This is a genomic window from Pedobacter cryoconitis (assembly GCF_014200605.1).
Taxonomy (GTDB): domain Bacteria; phylum Bacteroidota; class Bacteroidia; order Sphingobacteriales; family Sphingobacteriaceae; genus Pedobacter; species Pedobacter cryoconitis_B.
Map to the genome: position 1 here is coordinate 250,029 of NZ_JACHCE010000004.1, position 21,837 is coordinate 271,865.

Genomic DNA, 21,837 nt, shown 5'->3' on the forward strand with positions numbered 1-21,837 from the left:
GATATTTTAACGCTTATTTGCTATCTCTTGTCGAACCTAATGGTTTGATAATATCTCTTAAACCTAAAGATTTAATGATAGCACGGTAACGGTTGATATCTTTTTTAAACAGGTAAGCCAAAATACCACGGCGTTTACCTACTAATTTTTGAAGAGACAATTGAGTAGAGAAATCTTTACGATTTTTCTTCAAGTGTTCTGTTAAGTGCGCGATACGGTAAGTGAATAACGCTACTTGTCCTTCTGCAGATCCTGTGTTAGTTTCTACTTCGCCGTGTTTTTTGAAAATGTCGGCTTTTACTTCTTTACTTAAATACATTGCTTGAATTATACTAAAGTGTATATTGATTAATTAATTACGCGCAAAGATAGTGTAAGTTTTCAGGATAAACACCTATCCTGATAAAATATTTCTGTAAACAGCCCTCAAACTTTACTTTTGCAGGATGGAAAAGACCGAATATAGTATATTTGAGACAGCATTAAAGGTAAGACCGGATGATATAGACATGTTTAACCACGTACACAACAGTAAATACTTTGACTACGTATTGGCTGCCCGTTACGATCAGATGGAACAATTCTATAAAATGCCGATGGAAGAATTCCTGAAAAGCGGTTTTGGCTGGGTGGTAAGAACTGCGCATGTAGACTATAAAAGGCCTTTGATTTTAGGAGACCAGCTTAAAATAAGAACAGGCATACTCACTATCAATGAAAAGGGCTGCAGAGTACAATTTGAAATTGAAAACGTACGTACAGGCAAAATAGCCTCAGACGGATGGTTTGATTACGTATTAATTGATACCGCTACAGGTAAAGGGTGTAAAGTAAGCGAGGAGATGATTAAGGCCTACAGCGTATAAAAATAACTTATATTATATAATTTATTTACATTAAATAACCTATTATTGCATAGGCTAATTAATTGTATGACTACACAACAAAACAGTACAACCAGCAAGACTGGAAGAATCTTCGATTTACTCAAACAGGCTGTCCAGGGGAAAGAACTCGATTTCACTCAGGGCAGTATGCGCAGAGCTGTTTTGTTGCTGGCTATACCGATGATGCTGGAGATGATCATGGAATCTGTCTTCGCCTTAGTGGATCTTTATTTTGTAGGTCATTTACACAATAGCAGTGAAGCCATACAAACAGTAGGCCTGACAGAATCCGTATTAGCTATTATCTATTCGCTGGCAGTTGGGATGAGTATGGCTGCCACAGCAGTTGTAGCCCGCAGGATTGGTGAAAAAGATCCGGTCGAAGCTGCAAAAGCAGGTATGCAGGCTATTTTAGTTGCCGTTTTCTTCAACCTGATATTGAGTATAGCCGGTTACTTTTATGCCCGTGAAATTCTGATGCTCATGGGTGCTTCTGCAGCAACAGCTACCGCAGGTACGCCTTTCATACAAATTATGATGTGCAGCAGTACCATCATCGTTTTACTGTTCCTGATCAACGGAATTTTCAGAGGTGCAGGAAATGCAGCCATAGCTATGAAAAGTTTATGGGTAGCTAATATTGTCAACATCATTTTATGTCCTGTGCTGATCAACGGATTTGGTCCTATACCCGCTTTTGGTTTAACAGGAGCTGCCTTAGCAACTACCATAGGCAGAGCAACCGGTGTATGTTATCAATTATATCAGATGGTGAAAGGAAAAAGTCAGTTAAAAATAAAACTAGCTTACCTTTACCCCCATTTCAAACAAATTACCGCCTTGCTGAAAATAGCAATTCCCGCTGTTTTTCAATTCTTCATTGCTTCCTGCAGCTGGATTTTCCTGGCACAGCTGGTTGCCACAACTGGTGGTGATCATGGTTCTGCAGGTTATCAGACTGCCATCAGGTTAATGATGTTCTTCATGCTCCCGGCCTGGGGCTTAAGTGGCGCGGCATCTACCCTGGTAGGACAAAATCTGGGTGCAAAGAATCTTAAACGCGCTGAAGATTCCGTATGGCAGACCACTAAATATATTATAATCTATATGGGAGTAGCTATGGTACTCTGTTTACTGGCCGGACATTTCTTCATTTCTTTCTTTACAGATGACGTATTGATCCGGAGCATTGCTGCCAAAGGATTGAATATAATGAGTATGGGGTTCTTATGCTATGGAGTAGGCATGGTGATGACCAGTACCTTTAATGGTGCGGGCGACACCGCAACGCCAACAATGATTAACTTCTTCGGCTTCTGGATATTCCAGATTCCACTGGCATATATCCTGGCCAAACACTTCAATTTAGGCCCTGATGGAGTATTTATAGCGATCCCGGTTGCCGAAACAGGAATCGCTATTGCTGCCTATATCTTATTTAAAAGAGGAAGATGGAAAACTATGCAGGTTTAATGAAATTGCCTGGTTCATCGCCGCTTCCTGGAATATAACCCAGACCCGGTGTTAACCAGTGCAGTAACATCACTCTGGAGTAACGGTAATTAAATGGAGAACAGATAAATACGGTTAATAGCAGGATACCCACATAGTACCACAAATTATCATAGACAAGTGGCAAACCTAAAACATAAGTAGCTACACTTGCACTAATCATTTCTGCTACATTCATCGCATAACTAATAAACATTGACACATAAAAGAATCCAGGTTCTCTTTCGAAACGCAGATTGCAATGCGGACAATATTCATTAGTGACCTGTCCTTTGAACGAAAAAGAATACATTTTACCACTAAAAATGTTACCCTGTCTGCATCTAGGGCATTTACACTGGATGACGGCTTCTAATTTTGTAATAGGGACCATAACGTTTATTTTATACGTAATAATTAATACACAAATCTAGTCATTATAATACTTCCAATTTATGATCTACATCATATGTTGTCTTAACAATCTTACCCCGTATAAGTTTGATTTCGCCGTTTGCAGCCAGTTTTTTGATGGTTCTGATCACCGTCTCCACCCGCAAACCACTCATATCTGCCAGTGTCTGCCTCGTCATGTTTAGTGCAGCGCCATTTTCCAGGTCCTGGCAGAGATAATTGATCAGTGTAGACAGTCTGTGTTCGGCCTGTTCATTAGCCAATTCTTCGAGCATCATAGATTTGTAAAATAATCTCTCGCTCATCGTCATTATCAGATCCATGCTAAAAGATCTGTTCTCTTCTATCATTTTCAGGAAGGCTGTTTTATCCAGCTGAATAATTTCTGTATCGCGCGAAGCGATAGTATAAGCCAGATAAGGCCGTTCCAGCAATAATGCCGGTTCTCCAAAATGTTGTTTAGATTTAAAGACCCCCTGAATAAACTCCCTCCCATCCTGGTTAACAGTTGCCATTCTGACTTCTCCGCTTTTAATAAAGTAGACATATTTTGGCTGTTGTCCAGGTCCATAAACCACCTCTCCCTTTTTGTAAGAGGTGGTTTTAAAATTACGGTCTGTTAAATACTGAATATACATTTATCAATTTTAACCAATAGTCTCTTTAATCAATTTAGTATAGAAATCATTTAGCTTCATACCAGATGCAGCAACCTGCTGAGGAATGAAACTGGTCACTGTTTGTCCTGGAATCGTGTTAATTTCAATAAAGTAGAAATCACCTTCATCAGCGGTCAAAATAAAATCTATCCGCACTACACCCCTGCAATTTAATTTAGCATAAACTGCCGTGGCAATCTCTTCCACACGCTTACGTGTTTCGGGGCGTAATGGTGCAGGTGTAGTTTCTACGGCTACTCCTGGTGTATATTTAGCTTCAAAATCAAAAAACTCTTTTGCAGTTTCTACTTCTGTAGCAGGCAGCACAGTAATTTTTCCGTCCAGCTTTACTACACCCACCGTAAATTCCCGGCCTTCAATAAATTCTTCAATCAGCACCTGAGTATCTTCTTTAAAAGCTTTATCAATTGCAGATTGCAGGTCATACTGATTTTTCACCTTACTCATCCCTATACTACTGCCCCCGTTATTTGGTTTCACAAAATAAGGCAGTGTTAATGAACTTTTAACATCAGACAAATTATAAGGGGTACCTTTAAAGATCTGTGCAGATTTAGCAATAAACAGGTTTGAAATATCCTTTACAATTGCTTTGGTATAACCTTTATTCATGGTAACTGCAGAAGTCAGTGCATCACAAGTAGTATAAGGTAAACCCAGCATATCGAAATACCCCTGTAGTTTACCATCTTCGCCCGGAGCGCCATGAATAGCGATAAACACCCCGTCAAAAGTTATCTTTCTGCCGTTATAAAGTACCGAGAAATCATTGCGGTCTACTTCTATCCTGACAGAATCAACAGGCTCGTAAAACCATCCCTGCTGGGTAAGCATGATTTTATAAACATCAAATTTATCCGGATCAAGGTTATGAGCGATAGTCGCTGCACTTTTCACAGAAATCACCCATTCTCCTGTTGTACCGCCAGTTATCAATGCTATTACTTTTTTCATCTATATATGTATATTTTTAAAACGGAAATGATGCCTTTATGGGTCAAAAATATTAAAATAGTTTATTCAGATCTCATTTAAATTCCGATAAAATATATTTTTAGTCTAAATTTGAGCCAAATACTACGTACACAAAATAGATAAATGGCAAAATTCATATCCTACTTACAAACTAAATCATTCAGAAACAACCTATTCGCTGCCATCGCCACTGTGGCTGTACTCTTATTCGTTGCTTTTTTCAGCCTTCGTTATTATACCAAACATGGCCAGGGCTTAAATGTACCAGCAGTAAAAGGCCTTTCTTTTAACCAGGCCGTATCAAAATTAGAAGATCTTGGTTTACGTTACGAAGTAGACTCTGTATATATTATGGATATGCCACCTGGAACAGTCATTGACCAGGACCCGGAAGCGAATACTTTTGTAAAAGACAACAGAACAATTTACCTGACTATAAATACTGCACAGGCACCGAATGTGAAGTTTCCTGATGTTAAATTTAAATCTTTCATCGAGGCACAGGCTATTATCGCCAGTTTTGGCTTAAAAGTTGGGGACACTGTATATAAAGCAGATGTCAGCAGAGATGTGGTACTGGAAGTATCATTTGGCGGATCGAGTATCAAGCCAGGTGATGTAATCCCTAAAGGATCTAAAATAGATCTGTTACTGGGTGATGGAAGAGGAAACGAAGATGTAGAAATCCCTGCACTTTTAGGTTTTACGAAAGATGAAGCAGCTTTCTCTCTGAGAGGTTCAAACCTTAAACTCGGAACGATAACTTATGAGGGCAATATCACTGATACTGCAAATGCCGTTATTACAGCACAAAGTCCTGCGTTATCAGATACACTGACAAAAGTTAAAATCGGAACGCCGGTAAACATTACTCTATCTAACAAGAAATAAGCGCAAAAATTAGAATCTCAACTTTCTATGACTACTGAAAATACTAAAGAAGTAAAAAAGAGCACCAAAATCGTTTGGGCTGTAATATTAATCGTACTTGCTGCAGGTGCATTTTATGGCCTCAAACTATATAAAGTTTATTTTGCGCCTAATATTTCAGGTAAAGAACAATACCTGTATATCAGAACAGGATCTACTATAGACGACTTGTATAAAGAAATCAAAAGTAAAGACCTGTTGAATGATGTCGGAAGTTTTAGTGAAGCAGCAGCAAAAATGGATCTGGATCAGCGTTTAAAACCGGGACGTTATAAATTGGCTAAAGGCATGAACAACCGCAGTCTGATCAACCTGATTAAAGCAGGTAACCAGGACCCGGTAAAACTAAAATTCCATAACATCCGCAAGAAAGAAGAATTTGCAGCATATCTGTCTAAAAGCCTGGAATCAGATTCACTGGCTTTCATCAAAGTATTGGATTCTGCAGCATTAGTAGAAAAATACGGTTTTACAGTAGATAACAGCTATACTATGTTCATCCCGAACACTTATGAGATGTACTGGAATACTACCCCGCTAGAATTCTTCGACAGAATGCAAAAAGAGTACACTAAATTCTGGACTGCAGAACGTAAACAGAAAGCTGCAGCTTTAAACCTGAGTCCACAGCAGGTAACTATTCTGGCTTCGATCGTTGACGGAGAGGCATTATACGACAAAGAAATGCCATCTATTGCAGGTTTATATCTTAACCGTTTAAACAAAGGCATTTTATTACAGGCAGATCCAACAGTAATATTTGCAAATGGTGACTTTACAGTAAAAAGAGTAACCGGACCATTATTACGTGTAGAATCAAAATACAATACCTATAAATATGCAGGTTTGCCTCCGGGCCCGATTATGATGCCAAGTATCAATGCGATTGATGCTGTTTTAAATCACGAACATAACAACTATATTTATATGTGTGCTAAAGCAGATTTTTCAGGTTACCATGCTTTCGCTGAAACCAAAGCACAACATGAGATCAATGCAAAAGCATATAGAGCAGCATTAGACAAGCGTAACATTTTTAAATAGGCGTTTTTTATGTATACGCACAGCACAAAGATCAGGGTTAGGTATAGTGAAACTGATCAGATGGGGTATGTTTACAATGGCAACTATGCTCAATATTATGAGGTAGGCCGTGTAGAAATGCTGCGTAGTTTAGGCATGACCTATGGTAAAATGGAAGAAATGGGCGTCATGTTGCCTTTACTGGAACTTAAATGCAAATTTATCAAGCCAGCATATTACGATCAGGAGATTACGATTAAAACGTCCATAAAAGAACTTCCGGGGGTCCGTATGTCATTTGACTATGAACTCTTTAATGAAAAAGAAGAATTGATTAATATCGGATCTACTATTTTAGTATTTTTTGATATGGTCAAGAAGAAACCGTGCGCTCCGCCAGGCTATTTTCTGGATAGGATTGCACAATACTATGAATAAATGAATTGGGTACACAGACAACTTTTAAAAATTAGGCTATATTCTCTATTTATAGACTGGACAAAAGTTTATGTACTGCCAGGTTTTAGCCCGATTCCACTCTATACCGTAGCCTCCTTCTTTTTTAAGGAGATAGGGAAAGATTCTTTAGTCAACAAAGCATCTTCCCTGGCCTACACCTTTATGCTGGCAATATTTCCAGGGATCATCTTTCTTTTTACGCTGATCCCTTTCATTCCTAAAAGAATCGGTTTTCAGGATCAGTTAATGGTTTTACTACAGCTGATCCTTCCGGCACAGGCCTATATTGCTTTCGAGGCTACCTTATCAGAGATCATTAAAATACAAAACGGGAAATTACTATCCTTCGGTATTATCCTGTCCGTGTTTTTTGCCACTAACGGCATGCATAGCCTGATGAACGCCTTTAACAAGTCGTCATTAGTCGTTGAAACCAGAACATGGCTTAAACAGCGCCTTATAGCTTTAGTCTTAACCTTTGTATTAGCGTTGTCATTGATATTTACTATTGGTGCGATGACCATGGGAGAAATTGCTTTAAACTACATCAATAAAGGATTGCATATCAAAGGTCACTTTATTGCTTACATCATTGATGTTTCCCGTTGGGCGTTGTTAGGCGTACTTTACTTTGTTACTATATCCATTCTTTACCGCTACGGACCTGCCAATACTAAGAAATGGCAATTCTTTAGTCCGGGATCATGGCTGGCAACCATCCTTGCCTTTTTAACCATATGGGGATTCTCTTTTTACATCAATCACTTCGGCTCTTACAATAAAGTATATGGTTCTATAGGTACATTAATTGTAATTATGATCTGGTTATACCTGAATTCTCTCATACTTTTGATCGGTTTTGAGCTAAATGCGAGTATGGATGTGACTAAACGCAGTGTCAAAATCATCAAGCAGCCCTTTAATTTGTTCAAAAAAGGGTCTTAAAAGGCCATTTAAATCAATTAGAATAATTTTTTCTAGCTCTGTTTTAACTAGTTATAAATTTCCTGTTAAAAAATTAACATCATTGTTTGCAGAATCAAGAGGTATTTGTACTTTTGTCGCGGAGAGTTGGCAGAGTGGTCGATTGCGGCAGTCTTGAAAACTGTTGACTTGTCAAAGGGTCCGCGGGTTCGAATCCCCCACTCTCCGCAACTATGGTATCAAAACCAAGAAAAAGCCTGCAAATCGTAAGATAGCAGGCTTTTTCATTTTAGTAGTAACCCAAAACTCTCATTAATTCCCATAAAATTGGTGAGTGATTCGGTGAGTAAATTTTGAACAGGTAAAAACTCACCAGAACATCAATATCAATTTGATATTGAACAGGTTACAAGACTAAACATCTTGATTTCTAATTACTGCAAGGCTAAATTTGTTTACTTTTTAATGTTTAACATTATGAAAACCAATTTCAGCTTGCTCTTCTACATGAAGAAGCCAAAAAATTATCAAAAAGGCGTTGCCCCTATCTATCTTCGCATTACAGTGAATGGTAACAGATCAGAAGTTACCACTGGACGTAGCTGTGAGCCCTCCCGCTGGAATACTGGCGTAGGCAGGGCAAATGGTAGTAAAGAAGAAATAAAGGCGCTAAACACCTTCTTGGACCACCTCCAAATCAAAGTTTATGAAGCCCACAGTCAACTAATGGAAGCAGACGAAGTAATTACTGCTGAAAGTTTACGTAATAAATTCCAGGGCAAAACAGAAAAACGCATTACCTTAATTGACGTTTTTAAAGATCATAACCAAAAATTGGAATCACTGGTAGGTAGTGAATTTAAGAAAGGAACAGCAGAACGTTACCGTACTTCATTAAAGCACACCATAGGTTTCTTAGCATGGAAATATGACCTCGTAGATATTGAAATCAAAAAGATAGATTACACTTTCATTTCAGAGTATGATTATTATTTGCGTTCTGTTCGTAAATGCGCTAACAATTCCGCTGTAAAATATTTAAAGAACTTTGGCAAGATCATTCGTATTTGCCTTTCTAATGGATGGTTAAATATAGATCCATTCTTAAATTACAAACCTAAGATCAAAAAAGTAGATCGGGTTTATCTCAATACTGAAGAGATTCAATTAATGACCAATAAAAAGATGGCAACTGAAAGACTTACCCACGTAAGGGATATCTTTTTGTTTTGTTGTTATACAGGACTGGCATATATAGATGTTAAAAATTTGAGAAGGAGAGACATTGTAAATGGCATAGATGGCGAAAAATGGATTTCCATAAAAAGGCAAAAGACTAACACTCCTTCCCGAATTCCGCTATTACCAACAGCCTCTGCCCTACTGAATCAATATCAGAATAATCGGATCTGCTTAAATACCGGAATGCTGTTTCCTGTCTTAAGTAATCAGAAGATGAATAGCTACCTAAAAGAAATAGCCGACTTCTGTGGCATAAATAAACCAATAACCTTTCACATTGCCCGGCATACATTTGCAACCACGGTAACCTTGTTAAATGGTATTCCTATAGAAAGTGTTTCAAAAATGCTAGGGCACACCAACATTCAGACTACACAGCATTATGCAAAAATCTTAGATGTTAAAGTTGGTACTGATATGGCGCTCTTGAAAAAGAAATATGCGGTAATTTAATTACCTATACAATATTTAGCCATGTTTAACGTCTTTGTATATGAGAGCGTTAATTTAGATTAAGCGGGAATGGTCGGAGATCATTCCCGCTTTCCTATTTAATATACTCTATTTTTTATTCGTCAATTGGCTTAGGCATATCATCATAAGGATACTCATAACCATTTTCGTCTTCAAACTCGTTTTTTACTATATCGCCATAAATTACTTGACGAACTTCATAGTCTTTGGTATCCATTGTTCCAACAAAAATTCTTTGATGCTCAGGAACGGATTCATATGCTTCTTTTAGCTCCAACCTTATTTTTTGAGTTGGTTGAAGCTTATACTCTTCAAAAATCCTTGAACATTTTGCAATGCTATTTTCTTCACCATTTAGTTCATTGTATTTGTCTATAATTTCATTATGCTTATGGGTTATATCAACTCCTTCTCCTGACTTAACAACAAATGAACCTAATCCTAAAATTGTAATAGCCTCGCCAAGTTTCAAGTTCGTAGTAATTTGTCCGTCAGATATTAAGCCTTTCAAATCATCAACTTTGAACGTTCTCTTTTTGGGAATATTCGTTATATCAATACGTCCATTTTTATAAATTGAAAGTTCTGCCAAATATGTCCTATTATCATCATTTCTAAAGAAAACATGAAACTTCTCTCCATTTATCTTTTTGGGTAAGAAAGAGTTCGGATCTTCATAATGGTATGGCTTGGGACTAGGGATAAAATGCTTAGCGACATTGGCCTTCCCAATCATCTTCGAGTTGTTACCATTATAATTATGAAGGTTTTCAGTAGTAGGATTAAGTCTTTTTATCAAGGAATAAACGTAGTCATATAAGGTTTCCTTTGTATGTATCCAATCACCTTTGTCAATATACCAACGTCCTAAACTGAAAATTGAAATTGCTTGTCCATCTGGCACAGAGGTCGTAATCCAATTCTTGTTCAATTTATCTTTGAACATTTGGAGGTCAACCATATCCCAACAAGAAATAAGTCCGTCACTATACACCTGAACATCAGTATAGTAATAATGCATATTTAATATGATCCCTGGAATTGAAAAACCTTCAATAATTTCTGTTCGTGTAATTGTTGTTAGGTCTACTGGTTCGGTAATTTTACTGGTTTTAAATATTTTGTCAAATAGTCTCATTACCTATAAGTTCTTTAATCATATGGAGTATCCAAGCTGTTATTTGTTTACATTGTCATAGTCTTCATTAAAAAACTCACTTAGACTTACACCAAAACAGTTCAAAATATTAATTAATGTGCCTATGGTGATATTGGCACTCCCTGCTTCATATTTACCATATTGCGAACGGTTTAGATTGTTATCATATGAAAACTTATCTGGACTGGTATATCCCGCGGACTTCCGGAGACTTTTAAGCCTTAAGCCTATTTTCTTTAGCTCTTTTTCACTTGTTAAAAGATTCCTATTTGCCATAAAATAAAGTAAAGCAAATACTCCATTTTTACACACTCCATAAAAAGAGTATTTTTATTTGGAGTATTCCAATTATCTGATTATCTTAGGGTATTAAATAATCGAATATGTAAGAACAAACAAGTAATAAAATATTAATGGTCTTGCGGTTGCATTTCTGAAGCCGTAACGCAAGACAGCAGAATGCCCAGCCTATTTTCTAATATGCTATATTTGCATATTCCTAAAATAGGTGCGGGACTGCTGTACACTCGTGTTACGTAAGGCTTCAGAAACTTCTATGCAACCACGAGATGCAGTTCCGCACCTATTTCTGCATCTCCAAGACTCATTTAAAATATAAATTAAATGAGATCAATATATGGAAATGCAACCTTTATCAGCACTCAAAGAACAATCAAAATCTTTTAATAGATTAATCCGGCTATTAATCTGGAAGTTTGAGCCTTTGCAACTCTTCTGCTTCGCTCAAAGTGGTGTCTATAAAGAAAGCAGTAGCTGTTTTACAGCTAAGAAGGAAAATGTCGGTTGTCATTATTGCTTGTTAATGGTGACAGCATCAGATGTACCAACAGCACATATAGTACAAAAGTTCATCAACGTACGCTTTAAAACTGGTGGGATCACTGTCCTTTGCCATAACCAAAAAACGGTTTCTAATGCAATCAAGGCTAAGAACATGTTCTTTGTAACCATATATAGCCATGCACAATTATTATATAGCCATGATGAATTGGTGCAGTCTGAATACATCAGAAACTTCAGCCCCCTAAATGCTTTAAAAAAGGCTGAAAAGAAATTCTCACATTATATCGCGTTAACGGATGCGTTCTTTGCCGGAGCAACGCACTGTTTAAAAAATGGGGAGCATACAGTATGTGCAATGATGCTCAACCATACCGTGGAACAATGCATAGCGTTGCTGGTAAGTCTACATCTATCTTACCGGGTAGAAACACACTCCCTGCACGATTTACTAGGACTATGCCGTAGTTTTTCAGATCAGCCACAACAGTTATTATTAGCGACAACAGAAGATAAACGACTATTTGAGATTCTGATCAAAGGCTGTTCAGATGTGAATTGTGGTATTCCTTCCCCGGTAGCGGAGAACGATGCAAAGCAATTATTGATTCGTGTATCCACCTTTATAAAATTGACCAGACTGATGTGTAAAGACAAAATTGAGCGTCTACAGGTGGAAACATTGTCCTATGAGCAACCTAATCAGCATGATATCAATTAATGAATCAACATACACTTAAATCAAATGTTATGAAAAACAACACTAAGAAGTATAAAATCGAGGATTACCTGCTCGGTCTTAATGTAAAAGAGTATCGAAAAGCGTTAAAGAAGCTCCCACAGCTTTTAGGAATTTCGGTAAATACCTTTCACAATTACAGAAGAATCCAGTCTGATGATGTTCAGGATATTCCTTATGGTAAAGTGGTTATGATGGAAAAAATCTTTGACCTAAGGCCGGGAACATTAATGAACTATGATCCCGAAGTCAAAAGGCTTAAAGATATCCTTTAAAACAATCAATTATTATGTCATTAATCCATTTGTTATGGAAGAAATATTTAAAAAGCTGAATTATCAGCCCTCCAGCTTATCCGATATTGAGCTGAACAACCCCGAAGAAGTTATAAAGACCTTCTTTGAGAATTACCCGATTCACCAAACAAGAGTAGTTTTGTGGGATTTGTATAAAGGATGGACGTATCACGCCTCTGAATATGCTGATCTGGAACAAATCAGCACCATGATGTCTTTTTATACCCAAATGGTTGATTTTTATAATGCCTCCTTTATTTGTGCCGAAAAAAGAAAAAAGGGATTGTAGTGTACCGGGCTATGGAAAAGAAACATTTTTTTACATCCGGATTTACGTGACTGGTTTTTTCCGTAAACACCAAAGCAAAAACTGCATAAGCCATGTGTGCAAGGGTTTTTGCAGGCCGCAAATGCGGGCGGGGCAACTGCCTTTGTGGAACGCACTGTCCTCACCGACTATGCCCCTGACTTTGCCCCTTCCGTTTTTTTCTTTTTCTTTTTTGCGCCTCCTCAATTGGATTTATTTCTGATCCGGGAATGTAAACGGGTTTCATCAGCACTTCAAGAAACCCTGCGACGGTTTCCCCAACACTTTGCAACATACCACTGGTGGAATGAAAAAGACCTTCTGCAACATCTTTTGCCAATTCGTTAGCGAAAGATTTTGAATGGTAGTTTTGTTCTGCACCAAGTTCTAATGTATTTAACTGCTCTCTTTGTGTTAAACTGCCGTTTTTCTGAATGTTGGCATAAACCAAGGTATCTTTTAGTTTCCGGTCAAATTCAAAGAGATTATCAAAAAGCGTTTCACCGGATTGTTTAAATGCTACCCGGTTAAACTGTCCCAGTTTCTTAGAATGCATCTCATTCTTCCCTTTGGAATTGTTCATGGGGCTAAGTTTAACTTTGTTGCTTATGTCCTTACGGCTTACAATGATCTGAATGTGCATCTGCTCTCCCTCTTTACGTTCCCCTCGCTTTTTAATACCATTTAAGACTTCTTTATCTTTATGGGTATAGTAACGGTAATTCTCCAATTTACCGAACCACATCAAATCTTTAGCACTGTCAATTCCGTTACGCTTAAAATTCTTAGCGTATTCATCCATTACTTTCTCCGCATAGATCTTCAATTGATCCTTGGCACTCTCCGTTCCAAACTGCTCTTTAAGATACCGAAGCTCCTTTTGGCTTGGACTGATATTGATCAGAAAGAACTTAGCGTCAGTTTTACTGAGTTTCGCAATATTATTATCAATGGATCGCCTGACCTCGTATGGTTCTATGTGCTTTCCTCTATGATTAAACCAATATTCAGGATCTTGTTTTTTGTACAACCTGTTTTCTTTTTCCAAATAGTTGGTCAATCCTCCACTGCTCCCTTTATTGTTTGCTGTGGCGCTGTCGGTAATATTGATGTACATCTTATAAAATATTTACTTGTTCTCGTGTACTGGTTGCCAATTCCTCTTTTTCTTTTGATGAGGTCATCAGCCCAAAAGATTCCCTGGTTTTGATATAAGTGTTTAGAATATACATAAACCGGCTTTTCAGTTTTTCCTTGGTGGCCATTTTACCATTAATGCTTTTAACGACTTCATTTAGTGTGGAAATTTCCAATGTTTGTGCTTGTTGGTTCTTAAGAACCTCATTATTCTGCCTTAAAACCTGAGCGTTAAAGCATTCCACAATATTTTTTTGGGATTCAATTGTTCTTGCTACATCCCGTTTAATAGGGATAAGCAATTCGTTTTCCTGGGTTTTAATGAAACCGATGTATTCCTTTTGACCTTTTAAGATGGTGTTTTTCAAAAGATCGTCACTCAGGTCTGTAGGATCTTTCTTGCTCCGGTAGAAATAATCAATCATTTGGGAGAAGACTAGCCGTTTAGGTCTCCCTAGCTTCAAAGCAATACTTTCAAACTTTCCGGCATCTTGTACGGAGTATTTTACTGTTCTTAAAGTTTCCTGCATATCAGTATATCTATATGGCTATATTATTATATAGCTGTGTAACCTGTTACTTTGCACCCTCGTTAGGGTTCTTTTTTCCTTTACGAGTGTCCTTCCTGCACCCCAAAGAACCCCTGGAGGGTTCTTAAAACACCGTTTGCAACGCATACGGCAAGCAAGTAGGGCTACTGCCCAACTTCCGCTTGCTCCTTTTCCCGAAAAAGGAAAAGGACATGACCTGCATGGAGTTTACCCCTCATGGCTTTCATCGTCATTTAACAAAGTGATCTGACTGGCCAAGTGCGGATGATATGACGGCTGATATTCGACATATCCATATATCACCAAATCCTTCATGCATTTATGGTAAGTAGCAAAAGAGTGTATTGCCGAATGTTTCATCAGCTCACGTCTGGATACCCGGAAAGGATTATTGCAATAACTTTTGTTATAGCACATCAGTATGGCGGAATAAAGACTAACATGTGATTGATGAATGTGCTTATTCATACTGGCCAACTGTAAAAAATTGGTCAACTGTTTTCCTGTCTCCATCATAAGTTCCCGATTTCACCTAACAATTGAACAATATCTGCATAGGCATAGTAAAAAATACCACCTATTTTTTCATAAGGCAGGATGCCTTTAATCCGTAAGTTTTGAAGTGTGCCTGATGAAATCTTTAATAGCTTCCTGACCTCTGAGCTTCTAAGCCATTCTTTGGGTTGTACCTCATCTGATTTGATGACAGCTTTGATCTCCTGAATGAGTTCTGATTTGAACTTTAACAGTTCCTCTTTTGTGAGAATTTCAATTAACATAATGCCTCCGTATTTTAAGTTTACAAGGCAAATGTGACGGGTAAAAACGGCCAAACCATGACCATCCGTTCGGCTTGGTCATGTGCAGGTTATGAACCCGTTCTTATTTTTTAGCTTCTTTTACAGGAATGATTTTAAAAATTCGTTGTTCTTGCTTAATGGGAGTTCCTTTTGACGGAATATCGCCTTTCTTTTCAACAAAGTAATTACGGGATGTTTCAATAGGTATGTCTTTCCCGCCGTGCGAGAAATATTTACTGATCATTTTGGAGTAAGGACTTTTGTGGTCGCTTCTTAAAAACTTCCTGCCTGATGGCAATTCCAGTTCACGTATTTGCTGAACCAAATCAATTAAGGTTGGCAGATAATCATCCTCAATCCTGATCTTTTGGGCTACCTCATATTCGTTAAGTTCTGCAAGGCGGGCTTGAAGCTTTTCTATTTCGGCCTTTTGGTTTTGAATGATTTCTTCTTTTTCAGCAATAACGATCTGTGACGGGCGGGCGTTCCATTCATCGATGCTGTTTAAATACTTCTGGAACTGCTGTAGTTTGTGAATATTTTGTAAATGTAATGCGTGACTGCTTGAAAAAGGGTCTTGCTTTTCATAATGCTTTATTCTGTTCTTAACGATTTGCCATACATGACGAAAGAAATCTTCTGCACTGCCAATATTGTTTTCTAGGGTATAAGCCAAATGGTAGTGATAATAATCTGGGTATAGCTTCTCATCAAATTTGTATATTTTCAACAAAAAATGGTTATCGTCCCGATCATGCCAAAAACCAATCGGATTACCAATATCATAAGGATGAGGTGAAAAATCAAGAACCTTGCGGGGTTTAAAATAACTAGACTTCATAATGAATAAGTAGATTTTCTAAAATAATCATTATAGACTTAAAATTCTTTATTCACTAATTTTAAAAACAGCATTAAAAAACCTTAGGAGTGACTGAATCCGGTTTTATTTCGGGTTCGATAATCTTAAGAACAATGGGCATAGGGAAATCTACACCAGTTAGCATCGCCTCCCCTGAGCTTAGGATTGGAAGAAATGCCAATGCAGATTTGTTTGCCTCAGAACAAGCATATTCTATAGCTTCACGATCTTGTTGATTAATCAACCTGTGTACAATAAAAGTACCCATTTGACTCAAAACCCCTTTCGGAATATCTCTAGGCATCTGAGTAGAAAGAACCAAAAATAACCCGTATTTCCTGCATTCCTTTGCAATCCTATCGAAAGCATCAAGTTCCACTTCTATTGAGTATTCATCCTTTATTTTCTTATCAAGGAATAAGTGTGCCTCGTCTAAAAATAGCAATAAACTCTTCTTTTGATCTTTGGTATTAATACTTTTGAAATCTCCTTTGAGTGCCTTTTCCAATAGAAATCTCCCAATAGTGTTCACTAAAATTTCTCTAAGCTTATTTTCAGACGGTATGTTAGCTACTGATATTATTAGTACATCCTTTTCACTTTCTGGCTTTAAAAATTCTTCGACCTTGGAAGTAAATTCATTATCAGCCTTAGATTCTTCAGTAAACCCAAAAGTACTTTTAAAAGATTCGCTACCCAGAGTAACCAATATTCTAGAAATCATTGATTGGCAAAATCCCGCTGCATTCTGATCTGCGCCACCATATTTCCCATCACCATTACCAAAGTCTTTTACACATTCATTAAATATTTGAAAAGGGAGAGCGTTTATATCAAAATCGCAAGAGACGTTAAAAACGGAGATGTTTTCTTTGTAAGCTGTGATAATTCTCTTCCTTTCATTATTAACCTTTAAAAGTAAAGCATACTCCCTAGTCTCATGAGCTGACCAAAATCCGTTAGCAACTGCTTCAATGTGTTTGTCGTTTTCAGTTTTTTCGCCCTTTGATTTGATAATATCGATTAACCGAAGGCTTCTCATGGCCTCTTGGAGTTTAGGGATTTGTGCCTGTCCCGTTGGCCTAAATAGTGCATATATATCAGTTTCTCTAAGATTTCGATAATTAAAATATACTCCATCCGCCTTTACCGCCGAGTTAAACTCTAAAAAATCGACTTTTGAATGTCCCTTATATGATTTATATTCCCCAGTAGCGTCAATTAAAATAGCTTTTCCCTTATTTAATAATACCTCTTGAATCAACTTAGCAACTGTCCAACTTTTACCGCCCCCTGTCGTCCCTACTACAGCGCAATGCCTACCAAACAAAGCCTGTGCAGATACATTAACAACATGGTTCTCATCCTGGGGAAGGTGTGCAAATTGTATTAATTTATTTTTTTTATCGCCTACTTCCTTAGTATTTCCAAATTCGGTTAGTAATGACCCTAAAAAGTCATTTGAACACATATAGACTTTTGCTCCTACTGGCGGTAATTGATCAAGTCCCTTCCTTGCCGCAAGTTCAAAATTATCAAAGCATAATAAAATTTCAACTTTTCCTGTGGGATGAAATGAGTCCCTTTCATAGTTAGAGTCAGTTAAATTTAATCTTTCGTTTTCAGGCAATGCTATTTCCGCAATTTTACCCAGAAACCCATTACCGCTACCTTCAATTATTACATACTTTCCTGTTAATGCATGAAAACCCTCATCAGATCTATAAAACTTTTTAAGTAAGAGTGATGAAGGAAAATGTACATTAGTAATACTAGGTGAAACTAAAGTTACATATCCAATAAATTTAGTATCAGAATAAGGACTACTTTTCTTTATCATGATTTTTGGATATGTGTTTTAGCTGAGTATTTAATTCTTCCAAAATATCGATTCTTCTGTGAGCGATATTTTCAGGAAAATCAGATGTAAAGTCCTTAAACGTTTCTGCTATCATTGTTACCCGACTCTGTAGTTCTGTAATCCTATGCAATTCTTGTTGATATATTTTTTCCTCTCCAACTACTTCAGGAAATGTTAAAACAATTAGATGTAAAGACGGATTTTGTTTCAGTGTTTCAAGAATAACGGATGAGATATGCTTATCAAGAAAGCTAAAGCCTATTGTAATTAACAATGTATTTTCAATCCGCAATGATTGTTGGAATCTAGCCATCATTTCAAAATATGGCTGTTCGTAAGAATGCTCATATTTACTATCTTGCGGAAATATCATCACTCTATCTTCAACATCTATTTCAGCATCACTTTGTTCGATTTCTAATAGATTCCTTTTCCAATTCAATGAACCGTGCATTTTAAACAGATAAAACAGCTTACTGATCGTACTATCTTTTTTATCCTGTCGATTGTGACGGGTTTCGATTATATCATAGTCAAAATACTTTCCATTGAAAGTTCTTGGACTAGAGAATGTAAATCCATCAATAACGGTAAATTTTTCCTTTGCAGCAGCTTGTTCGAATAGAGTATCGTAATTCAGTGTAAATATTTTCACCCTAGAGAATTTCTGGGGTCTTAAAACCACTCTGTTTAAAAAGGTCGAATGAGGGGCATCATCTGGTAAAATCAAATTACAATATTGTGCTATTATTTTTCTGGCTGTAATGATGTCTGTATTTAGTTGAACATTCTCTTCTACAGCATTCTTCATCCCTGCCTTGGTCAACAATGCTTCTAAATCTTTATTTAAAGAAGTATAATCGATTTCATCTTTATCATTTACAGCGGCATATTTTGTTTCTTTAATAAGTCTTTCTAGGCACGGCTTATCAACTTCATCCATTTTATCCCATAAACCAGCCATCGTTAGACCTAAATTATCTTTACCGATGCCAACTGAAGAACCTGCACCAGACAAAACAACTAAATTTTCAATCTCATTATATTTATTCTGGATTAATCCTTTATAAAAACTTCTTTTTAGCTTTTCTAAATAATAAAACAAAAGAATTTTTGGCTCTACGGGATCTGCTTCCTTTGTGTTCTTTGCAAAACCATGTTCATCCGCTTCAAATTCGTCGTATGACCCACTTTCATATATAACTTTGAAAGATTTTAATTCTATTTTCCCCTTATCAACTTCGTCTTGTTGCAAGGTTACGGTAATTGTTTTACTTTGATTTTTGAGAATAGTAGAAACTTGAATCATTAATTTAAATTTACGAGTGTTTACTATAAGTAAATCTAAACAATTAAAGAGACACTAATAAATGGTTATGATAAATTAAAATTATTATAGAAACGAAGATGATTATTAATTCATAACTTATAATAAGATTTATAGCTGTTCTTAGCCATTACTAGACAAGTTTTATGTGTAAAATAACTCTTTGCATGGTATAAAGGGCTTTTGTGTTACGTATACAAATGAAAATCCTGTGATTACTTATACACGTTCAATATATAAACACGATTTGAAACGTATTAATTCGGCCTATTACCTATGCTCTTTTGAGCACCTGTTTGTTTCCTTTAAGATGAGTACGGAATATTTCCCCTGAACCCGCCTACAAAATGATTCCTTTAAGAGAATATATTCTAACTAAATCTAGAGAAGAGTAATAAAGTTCATTTATTTTACTAAAATTGTTAGCTTTGATTTAAAGTTTTTATCTATGGAAATGTCTGTTAAAAGCAAGGTCGATGAAATTAATTTAAGACCTCATGAGTTTTTACTACCGCTATTCGAAGCTGTTGTAAACTCAATCCTAAGTGTTACTGAAAAGTATCCTGACGGTGGAGGTTTGATAGAGATTAAGATAGAAAGAGATGGTCAGAATGAATTATTTGCGCCTAATGATATACAGGACAAACAGGGTAGAATCTTACCAGTTCCTATTAAAAATATCACTATAATAGACAACGGTATAGGTTTTAACGATGAAAATTTTAAATCTTTTAATACTGCATATTCTGAAAAAAATCGGGATCGCGGTTGTAAAGGGGTTGGTAGATTTACGGTTTTGGCCTGTTTTGATAGCATGCATATTAATAGCGTATATAAAGAAAAGAATGAGCAATATAGTAGAGAATTCCACTTCGATGTAAGCAACGAGGTCGTTCCTAAAGATGGTAATCCTAATAAGATAACTAGTGTAGAGAACAACAATACCATAATAAGCTTAAATAGTTGTAAGCCCAAATTCAAGGAAAAGTCTGCTTTGGCTTCACAACAGATAGCAAAAGATATTATCGAACATTGTTTGCCATTTTTCATCAATGACAGTATTCCCACAATCGTCATGTACGACAATCTAGATGACAATAAGATTATTTTGAACGACATCATTAAAACGGTCATCAATTTTGAAGGCAAACCAGTAGTGTTTTATCCAATAAAGGAAACAGAAGAATTCAAATTATTGTTGGTAAGAAGAACAGATGCTAAAACGCATAGATTACGACTTTGCGCTAACAATCGTGTCGTTGGAAGGTCTGAAAATCTTGGTAATCTGATTCCAGGCTTTGAAAGTAGTTTTAAAAACGAACTGGATGAGGACTTCTGTCTTGATGCCTATGTATTATCTTCGTTCTTAGACAGCAGGGTGAACACGGTAAGAAATTCATTTAATATCCCTTCTCAGCCTGAAGATAATATGATCGTCGACGAGGTGACAATTTCTAGCATTCAAAATTCAATTAAGGCAATTTTAGAAAATAAATATTCTTCCACGCTTGAAAAAATACAAGCTATTAATTATGATAGAATTAAGCGCTATATACTTAACCCAAAAAAATTAAGAGTTGGTTATAGATCACTGCTTGCTAGAAAAGACTTACTTCAAAAAATACCAACAAATCTTTCAGATGACAAACTAGAAGAGTTTTTGCATCGGATTAAATTTGTTCTGGAAAAAGATTTAAACATTGCTCTAAAAAAAGCTACAAAAAACGGAAAAATTGAAAATTATGAGGAATATTCATCAACTGTCAAGAAGCTAATCGATCAAGAAGCTCAATTTGCAAAAGATAAATTAGCCGATTTGCTCATCCAACGCAAAGCTATTTTAATGCTACTAAAAAAAATGCTTAAAATTTCGAAAGATGGAGAATATAAACTAGAGGAAGATTTGCATAATTTGATTTTTCCAATGGGACAATCAAATGATACAGTACCATTCGAATATCATAATTTGTGGCTCTTGGATGAAAGGTTAGCCTTTCATTCCTATATTAATTCTGACAAACAAATAAGAAAAAATCCATTGTTGATTTCCAAGAGTCAAAAAGAACCAGATATAGCAATATTTGATTTTCCTTGGGCTTTTTCGGAAAGGCAAAATCAAATGAATTCGATGGTAATATTTGAGTTTAAACGTCCTGGAAGAAATATGGACACAACATTAGACAAAAATTTAGATAGCCAAATTATGAAGTATTTTCAGGATTTGATGGAGAGCAAAGCAAGAGACTATGATGGTGAACTTGTAAACTTAGAGAAAACGACACCTAAATTTGGTTACGTTGTTTGTGATTTACATAAAGATTTAATAGAACATAATGTAAATTTTAACGGGTTTAGATCAACTCCATATAAAACGCTTTATAAATTAAATGATGTAATAAATCTACATATTGAAGTAATGTCCTACCAACAACTCATAGAGATGAGTGAGAAAAAGCATTTAGCCTTTTTTAAGGAATTAGGATTAGATAATTAAATTA

General features: G+C 36.4%; 23 protein-coding genes and 1 tRNA gene. 12 read left to right on the forward strand and 12 right to left on the reverse strand.

The genetic code is table 11. The annotated features are described in order from the left end of the window. Window positions 1-13: 13 nt before the first annotated feature. Window positions 14-319: a 30S ribosomal protein S15 gene (gene rpsO, locus HDE68_RS14345; protein ID WP_041887075.1), complete on the reverse strand. Its 306-nt coding sequence runs from the start codon at window positions 317-319 to the stop codon at window positions 14-16. A gap of 127 nt (window positions 320-446) precedes the next feature. Here rpsO and HDE68_RS14350 point away from each other — a divergent pair, with 127 nt between their 5' ends. Together HDE68_RS14350 and HDE68_RS14355 are read left to right on the forward strand one after the other, a co-directional pair. Further along, window positions 447-866: an acyl-CoA thioesterase gene (locus HDE68_RS14350; protein ID WP_183882908.1), complete on the forward strand. Its 420-nt coding sequence runs from the start codon at window positions 447-449 to the stop codon at window positions 864-866. 66 nt (window positions 867-932) lie between these two features. Beyond that, window positions 933-2,360: an MATE family efflux transporter gene (locus tag HDE68_RS14355; protein ID WP_183882909.1), complete on the forward strand. Its 1,428-nt coding sequence runs from the start codon at window positions 933-935 to the stop codon at window positions 2,358-2,360. Here the strand turns inward: HDE68_RS14355 and HDE68_RS14360 are convergent. Genes HDE68_RS14360 through HDE68_RS14370 form a run of 3 tightly spaced genes read right to left on the reverse strand, consistent with a single transcriptional unit; the run spans window position 2,347 to window position 4,426 of the window. Continuing rightward, window positions 2,347-2,772 carry a DUF983 domain-containing protein gene (locus HDE68_RS14360; protein ID WP_183882910.1) on the reverse strand — a complete coding sequence of 142 codons (426 nt, stop codon included), beginning with the start codon at window positions 2,770-2,772 and terminating at the stop codon, window positions 2,347-2,349. The genes HDE68_RS14355 and HDE68_RS14360 overlap by 14 nt on opposite strands. Window positions 2,773-2,815: 43 nt before the next feature. After that, the gene (locus tag HDE68_RS14365) at window positions 2,816-3,430 is read right to left on the reverse strand and encodes a Crp/Fnr family transcriptional regulator (RefSeq protein WP_183882911.1); all 615 of its coding nucleotides are present in this window, start codon (window positions 3,428-3,430) and stop codon (window positions 2,816-2,818) included. 9 nt (window positions 3,431-3,439) lie between these two features. Beyond that, window positions 3,440-4,426, reverse strand: a complete 987-nt coding sequence (locus HDE68_RS14370; protein ID WP_183882912.1) for a D-alanine--D-alanine ligase — start codon at window positions 4,424-4,426, stop codon at window positions 3,440-3,442. Window positions 4,427-4,570: 144 nt separating this feature from the next. Here HDE68_RS14370 and HDE68_RS14375 point away from each other — a divergent pair, with 144 nt between their 5' ends. From HDE68_RS14375 to HDE68_RS14400, 6 genes are all read left to right on the forward strand, one after another. Then, window positions 4,571-5,338, forward strand: a complete 768-nt coding sequence (locus tag HDE68_RS14375) for a PASTA domain-containing protein (RefSeq protein ID WP_183882913.1) — start codon at window positions 4,571-4,573, stop codon at window positions 5,336-5,338. 27 nt (window positions 5,339-5,365) lie between these two features. Next, the gene (gene mltG / locus HDE68_RS14380) at window positions 5,366-6,421 is read left to right on the forward strand and encodes an endolytic transglycosylase MltG (protein ID WP_183882914.1); all 1,056 of its coding nucleotides are present in this window, start codon (window positions 5,366-5,368) and stop codon (window positions 6,419-6,421) included. Between the two features lie 9 nt (window positions 6,422-6,430). Continuing rightward, window positions 6,431-6,838 (forward strand): acyl-CoA thioesterase, encoded by a 408-nt coding sequence (locus HDE68_RS14385; RefSeq protein ID WP_183882915.1) that lies wholly within the window; start codon window positions 6,431-6,433, stop codon window positions 6,836-6,838. Continuing rightward, window positions 6,839-7,804 (forward strand): YihY/virulence factor BrkB family protein, encoded by a 966-nt coding sequence (locus HDE68_RS14390; RefSeq protein WP_183882916.1) that lies wholly within the window; start codon window positions 6,839-6,841, stop codon window positions 7,802-7,804. It begins immediately after the preceding gene. A 120-nt stretch (window positions 7,805-7,924) separates the two neighbouring features. Continuing rightward, window positions 7,925-8,011: transfer RNA gene (locus HDE68_RS14395), tRNA-Ser, on the forward strand. Between the two features lie 249 nt (window positions 8,012-8,260). Then, window positions 8,261-9,478 (forward strand): site-specific integrase, encoded by a 1,218-nt coding sequence (locus tag HDE68_RS14400; protein WP_183882917.1) that lies wholly within the window; start codon window positions 8,261-8,263, stop codon window positions 9,476-9,478. A 115-nt stretch (window positions 9,479-9,593) separates the two neighbouring features. Here the strand turns inward: HDE68_RS14400 and HDE68_RS14405 are convergent, their stop codons facing one another. Both HDE68_RS14405 and HDE68_RS14410 read right to left on the reverse strand, forming a co-directional pair. Then, window positions 9,594-10,637 carry a hypothetical protein gene (locus HDE68_RS14405; protein ID WP_183882918.1) on the reverse strand — a complete coding sequence of 348 codons (1,044 nt, stop codon included), beginning with the start codon at window positions 10,635-10,637 and terminating at the stop codon, window positions 9,594-9,596. Window positions 10,638-10,676: 39 nt separating this feature from the next. Continuing rightward, window positions 10,677-10,934 (reverse strand): helix-turn-helix domain-containing protein, encoded by a 258-nt coding sequence (locus HDE68_RS14410; protein ID WP_183882919.1) that lies wholly within the window; start codon window positions 10,932-10,934, stop codon window positions 10,677-10,679. 361 nt (window positions 10,935-11,295) lie between these two features. On the opposite strand from HDE68_RS14410, the gene HDE68_RS14415 reads away from it, so the two are divergent. From HDE68_RS14415 to HDE68_RS14425, 3 genes are read left to right on the forward strand one after another with little or no spacing between them, the layout of a single operon-like run. Next, a complete protein-coding gene (locus tag HDE68_RS14415; protein WP_183882920.1) occupies window positions 11,296-12,180 on the forward strand; it encodes a hypothetical protein in 885 nt (294 codons plus the stop codon). 29 nt (window positions 12,181-12,209) lie between these two features. Next, entirely contained in the window at window positions 12,210-12,473 is a 264-nt protein-coding gene (locus HDE68_RS14420) for a hypothetical protein (RefSeq protein ID WP_183882921.1), read from the forward strand. Window positions 12,474-12,507: 34 nt separating this feature from the next. Next, window positions 12,508-12,783, forward strand: coding sequence for a hypothetical protein (locus tag HDE68_RS14425; RefSeq protein WP_183882922.1), 276 nt, complete (start codon window positions 12,508-12,510; stop codon window positions 12,781-12,783). 160 nt (window positions 12,784-12,943) lie between these two features. On the opposite strand, the gene HDE68_RS14430 is transcribed toward HDE68_RS14425, so the two are convergent. The 6 genes from HDE68_RS14430 to HDE68_RS14455 all read right to left on the reverse strand — a co-directional run bounded on the left by HDE68_RS14430 (window position 12,944) and on the right by HDE68_RS14455 (window position 19,321). Then, window positions 12,944-13,918 (reverse strand): DUF5712 family protein, encoded by a 975-nt coding sequence (locus tag HDE68_RS14430; protein ID WP_183882923.1) that lies wholly within the window; start codon window positions 13,916-13,918, stop codon window positions 12,944-12,946. A 1-nt stretch (window position 13,919) separates the two neighbouring features. After that, a complete protein-coding gene (locus HDE68_RS14435; protein ID WP_183882924.1) occupies window positions 13,920-14,468 on the reverse strand; it encodes a BfmA/BtgA family mobilization protein in 549 nt (182 codons plus the stop codon). Between the two features lie 533 nt (window positions 14,469-15,001). Then, complete coding sequence (locus tag HDE68_RS14440; protein ID WP_183882925.1) at window positions 15,002-15,268, reverse strand: helix-turn-helix domain-containing protein; 267 nt, start codon at window positions 15,266-15,268, stop codon at window positions 15,002-15,004. 103 nt (window positions 15,269-15,371) lie between these two features. Further along, the gene (locus HDE68_RS14445) at window positions 15,372-16,130 is read right to left on the reverse strand and encodes a hypothetical protein (RefSeq protein ID WP_183882926.1); all 759 of its coding nucleotides are present in this window, start codon (window positions 16,128-16,130) and stop codon (window positions 15,372-15,374) included. Window positions 16,131-16,203: 73 nt separating this feature from the next. Continuing rightward, window positions 16,204-17,991: an ATP-binding protein gene (locus HDE68_RS14450; protein WP_183882927.1), complete on the reverse strand. Its 1,788-nt coding sequence runs from the start codon at window positions 17,989-17,991 to the stop codon at window positions 16,204-16,206. Continuing rightward, window positions 17,975-19,321: an SIR2 family protein gene (locus HDE68_RS14455; RefSeq protein WP_183882928.1), complete on the reverse strand. Its 1,347-nt coding sequence runs from the start codon at window positions 19,319-19,321 to the stop codon at window positions 17,975-17,977. Before HDE68_RS14455 ends, HDE68_RS14450 begins: the two co-directional genes overlap by 17 nt. 466 nt (window positions 19,322-19,787) lie before the next feature. On the opposite strand from HDE68_RS14455, the gene HDE68_RS14460 reads away from it, so the two are divergent. Beyond that, window positions 19,788-21,833, forward strand: a complete 2,046-nt coding sequence (locus HDE68_RS14460; RefSeq protein ID WP_183882929.1) for an ATP-binding protein — start codon at window positions 19,788-19,790, stop codon at window positions 21,831-21,833. The last annotated feature ends 4 nt before the right edge of the window (window positions 21,834-21,837 follow it).

What these genes read in the sequence shown, in the direction of transcription:
- HDE68_RS14350 (WP_183882908.1), top strand. Translation starts at nt 447, where the DNA reads ATGGAAAAGACCGAATATAGTATATTTGAGACAGCATTAAAGGTAAGA.
- HDE68_RS14370 (WP_183882912.1), bottom strand. Translation starts at nt 4,426, where the DNA reads ATGAAAAAAGTAATAGCATTGATAACTGGCGGTACAACAGGAGAATGG.
- HDE68_RS14355 (WP_183882909.1), top strand. Translation starts at nt 933, where the DNA reads ATGACTACACAACAAAACAGTACAACCAGCAAGACTGGAAGAATCTTC.
- HDE68_RS14375 (WP_183882913.1), top strand. Translation starts at nt 4,571, where the DNA reads ATGGCAAAATTCATATCCTACTTACAAACTAAATCATTCAGAAACAAC.
- rpsO (WP_041887075.1), bottom strand. Translation starts at nt 319, where the DNA reads ATGTATTTAAGTAAAGAAGTAAAAGCCGACATTTTCAAAAAACACGGC.
- HDE68_RS14365 (WP_183882911.1), bottom strand. Translation starts at nt 3,430, where the DNA reads ATGTATATTCAGTATTTAACAGACCGTAATTTTAAAACCACCTCTTAC.
- HDE68_RS14435 (WP_183882924.1), bottom strand. Translation starts at nt 14,468, where the DNA reads ATGCAGGAAACTTTAAGAACAGTAAAATACTCCGTACAAGATGCCGGA.
- HDE68_RS14390 (WP_183882916.1), top strand. Translation starts at nt 6,839, where the DNA reads ATGAATTGGGTACACAGACAACTTTTAAAAATTAGGCTATATTCTCTA.
- HDE68_RS14440 (WP_183882925.1), bottom strand. Translation starts at nt 15,268, where the DNA reads ATGTTAATTGAAATTCTCACAAAAGAGGAACTGTTAAAGTTCAAATCA.
- HDE68_RS14405 (WP_183882918.1), bottom strand. Translation starts at nt 10,637, where the DNA reads ATGAGACTATTTGACAAAATATTTAAAACCAGTAAAATTACCGAACCA.
- HDE68_RS14385 (WP_183882915.1), top strand. Translation starts at nt 6,431, where the DNA reads ATGTATACGCACAGCACAAAGATCAGGGTTAGGTATAGTGAAACTGAT.
- HDE68_RS14445 (WP_183882926.1), bottom strand. Translation starts at nt 16,130, where the DNA reads ATGAAGTCTAGTTATTTTAAACCCCGCAAGGTTCTTGATTTTTCACCT.
- HDE68_RS14415 (WP_183882920.1), top strand. Translation starts at nt 11,296, where the DNA reads ATGGAAATGCAACCTTTATCAGCACTCAAAGAACAATCAAAATCTTTT.
- HDE68_RS14425 (WP_183882922.1), top strand. Translation starts at nt 12,508, where the DNA reads ATGGAAGAAATATTTAAAAAGCTGAATTATCAGCCCTCCAGCTTATCC.
- HDE68_RS14460 (WP_183882929.1), top strand. Translation starts at nt 19,788, where the DNA reads ATGGAAATGTCTGTTAAAAGCAAGGTCGATGAAATTAATTTAAGACCT.
- HDE68_RS14455 (WP_183882928.1), bottom strand. Translation starts at nt 19,321, where the DNA reads ATGATTCAAGTTTCTACTATTCTCAAAAATCAAAGTAAAACAATTACC.
- HDE68_RS14420 (WP_183882921.1), top strand. Translation starts at nt 12,210, where the DNA reads ATGAAAAACAACACTAAGAAGTATAAAATCGAGGATTACCTGCTCGGT.
- HDE68_RS14410 (WP_183882919.1), bottom strand. Translation starts at nt 10,934, where the DNA reads ATGGCAAATAGGAATCTTTTAACAAGTGAAAAAGAGCTAAAGAAAATA.
- HDE68_RS14360 (WP_183882910.1), bottom strand. Translation starts at nt 2,772, where the DNA reads ATGGTCCCTATTACAAAATTAGAAGCCGTCATCCAGTGTAAATGCCCT.
- HDE68_RS14430 (WP_183882923.1), bottom strand. Translation starts at nt 13,918, where the DNA reads ATGTACATCAATATTACCGACAGCGCCACAGCAAACAATAAAGGGAGC.
- HDE68_RS14400 (WP_183882917.1), top strand. Translation starts at nt 8,261, where the DNA reads ATGAAAACCAATTTCAGCTTGCTCTTCTACATGAAGAAGCCAAAAAAT.
- HDE68_RS14450 (WP_183882927.1), bottom strand. Translation starts at nt 17,991, where the DNA reads ATGATAAAGAAAAGTAGTCCTTATTCTGATACTAAATTTATTGGATAT.
- mltG (WP_183882914.1), top strand. Translation starts at nt 5,366, where the DNA reads ATGACTACTGAAAATACTAAAGAAGTAAAAAAGAGCACCAAAATCGTT.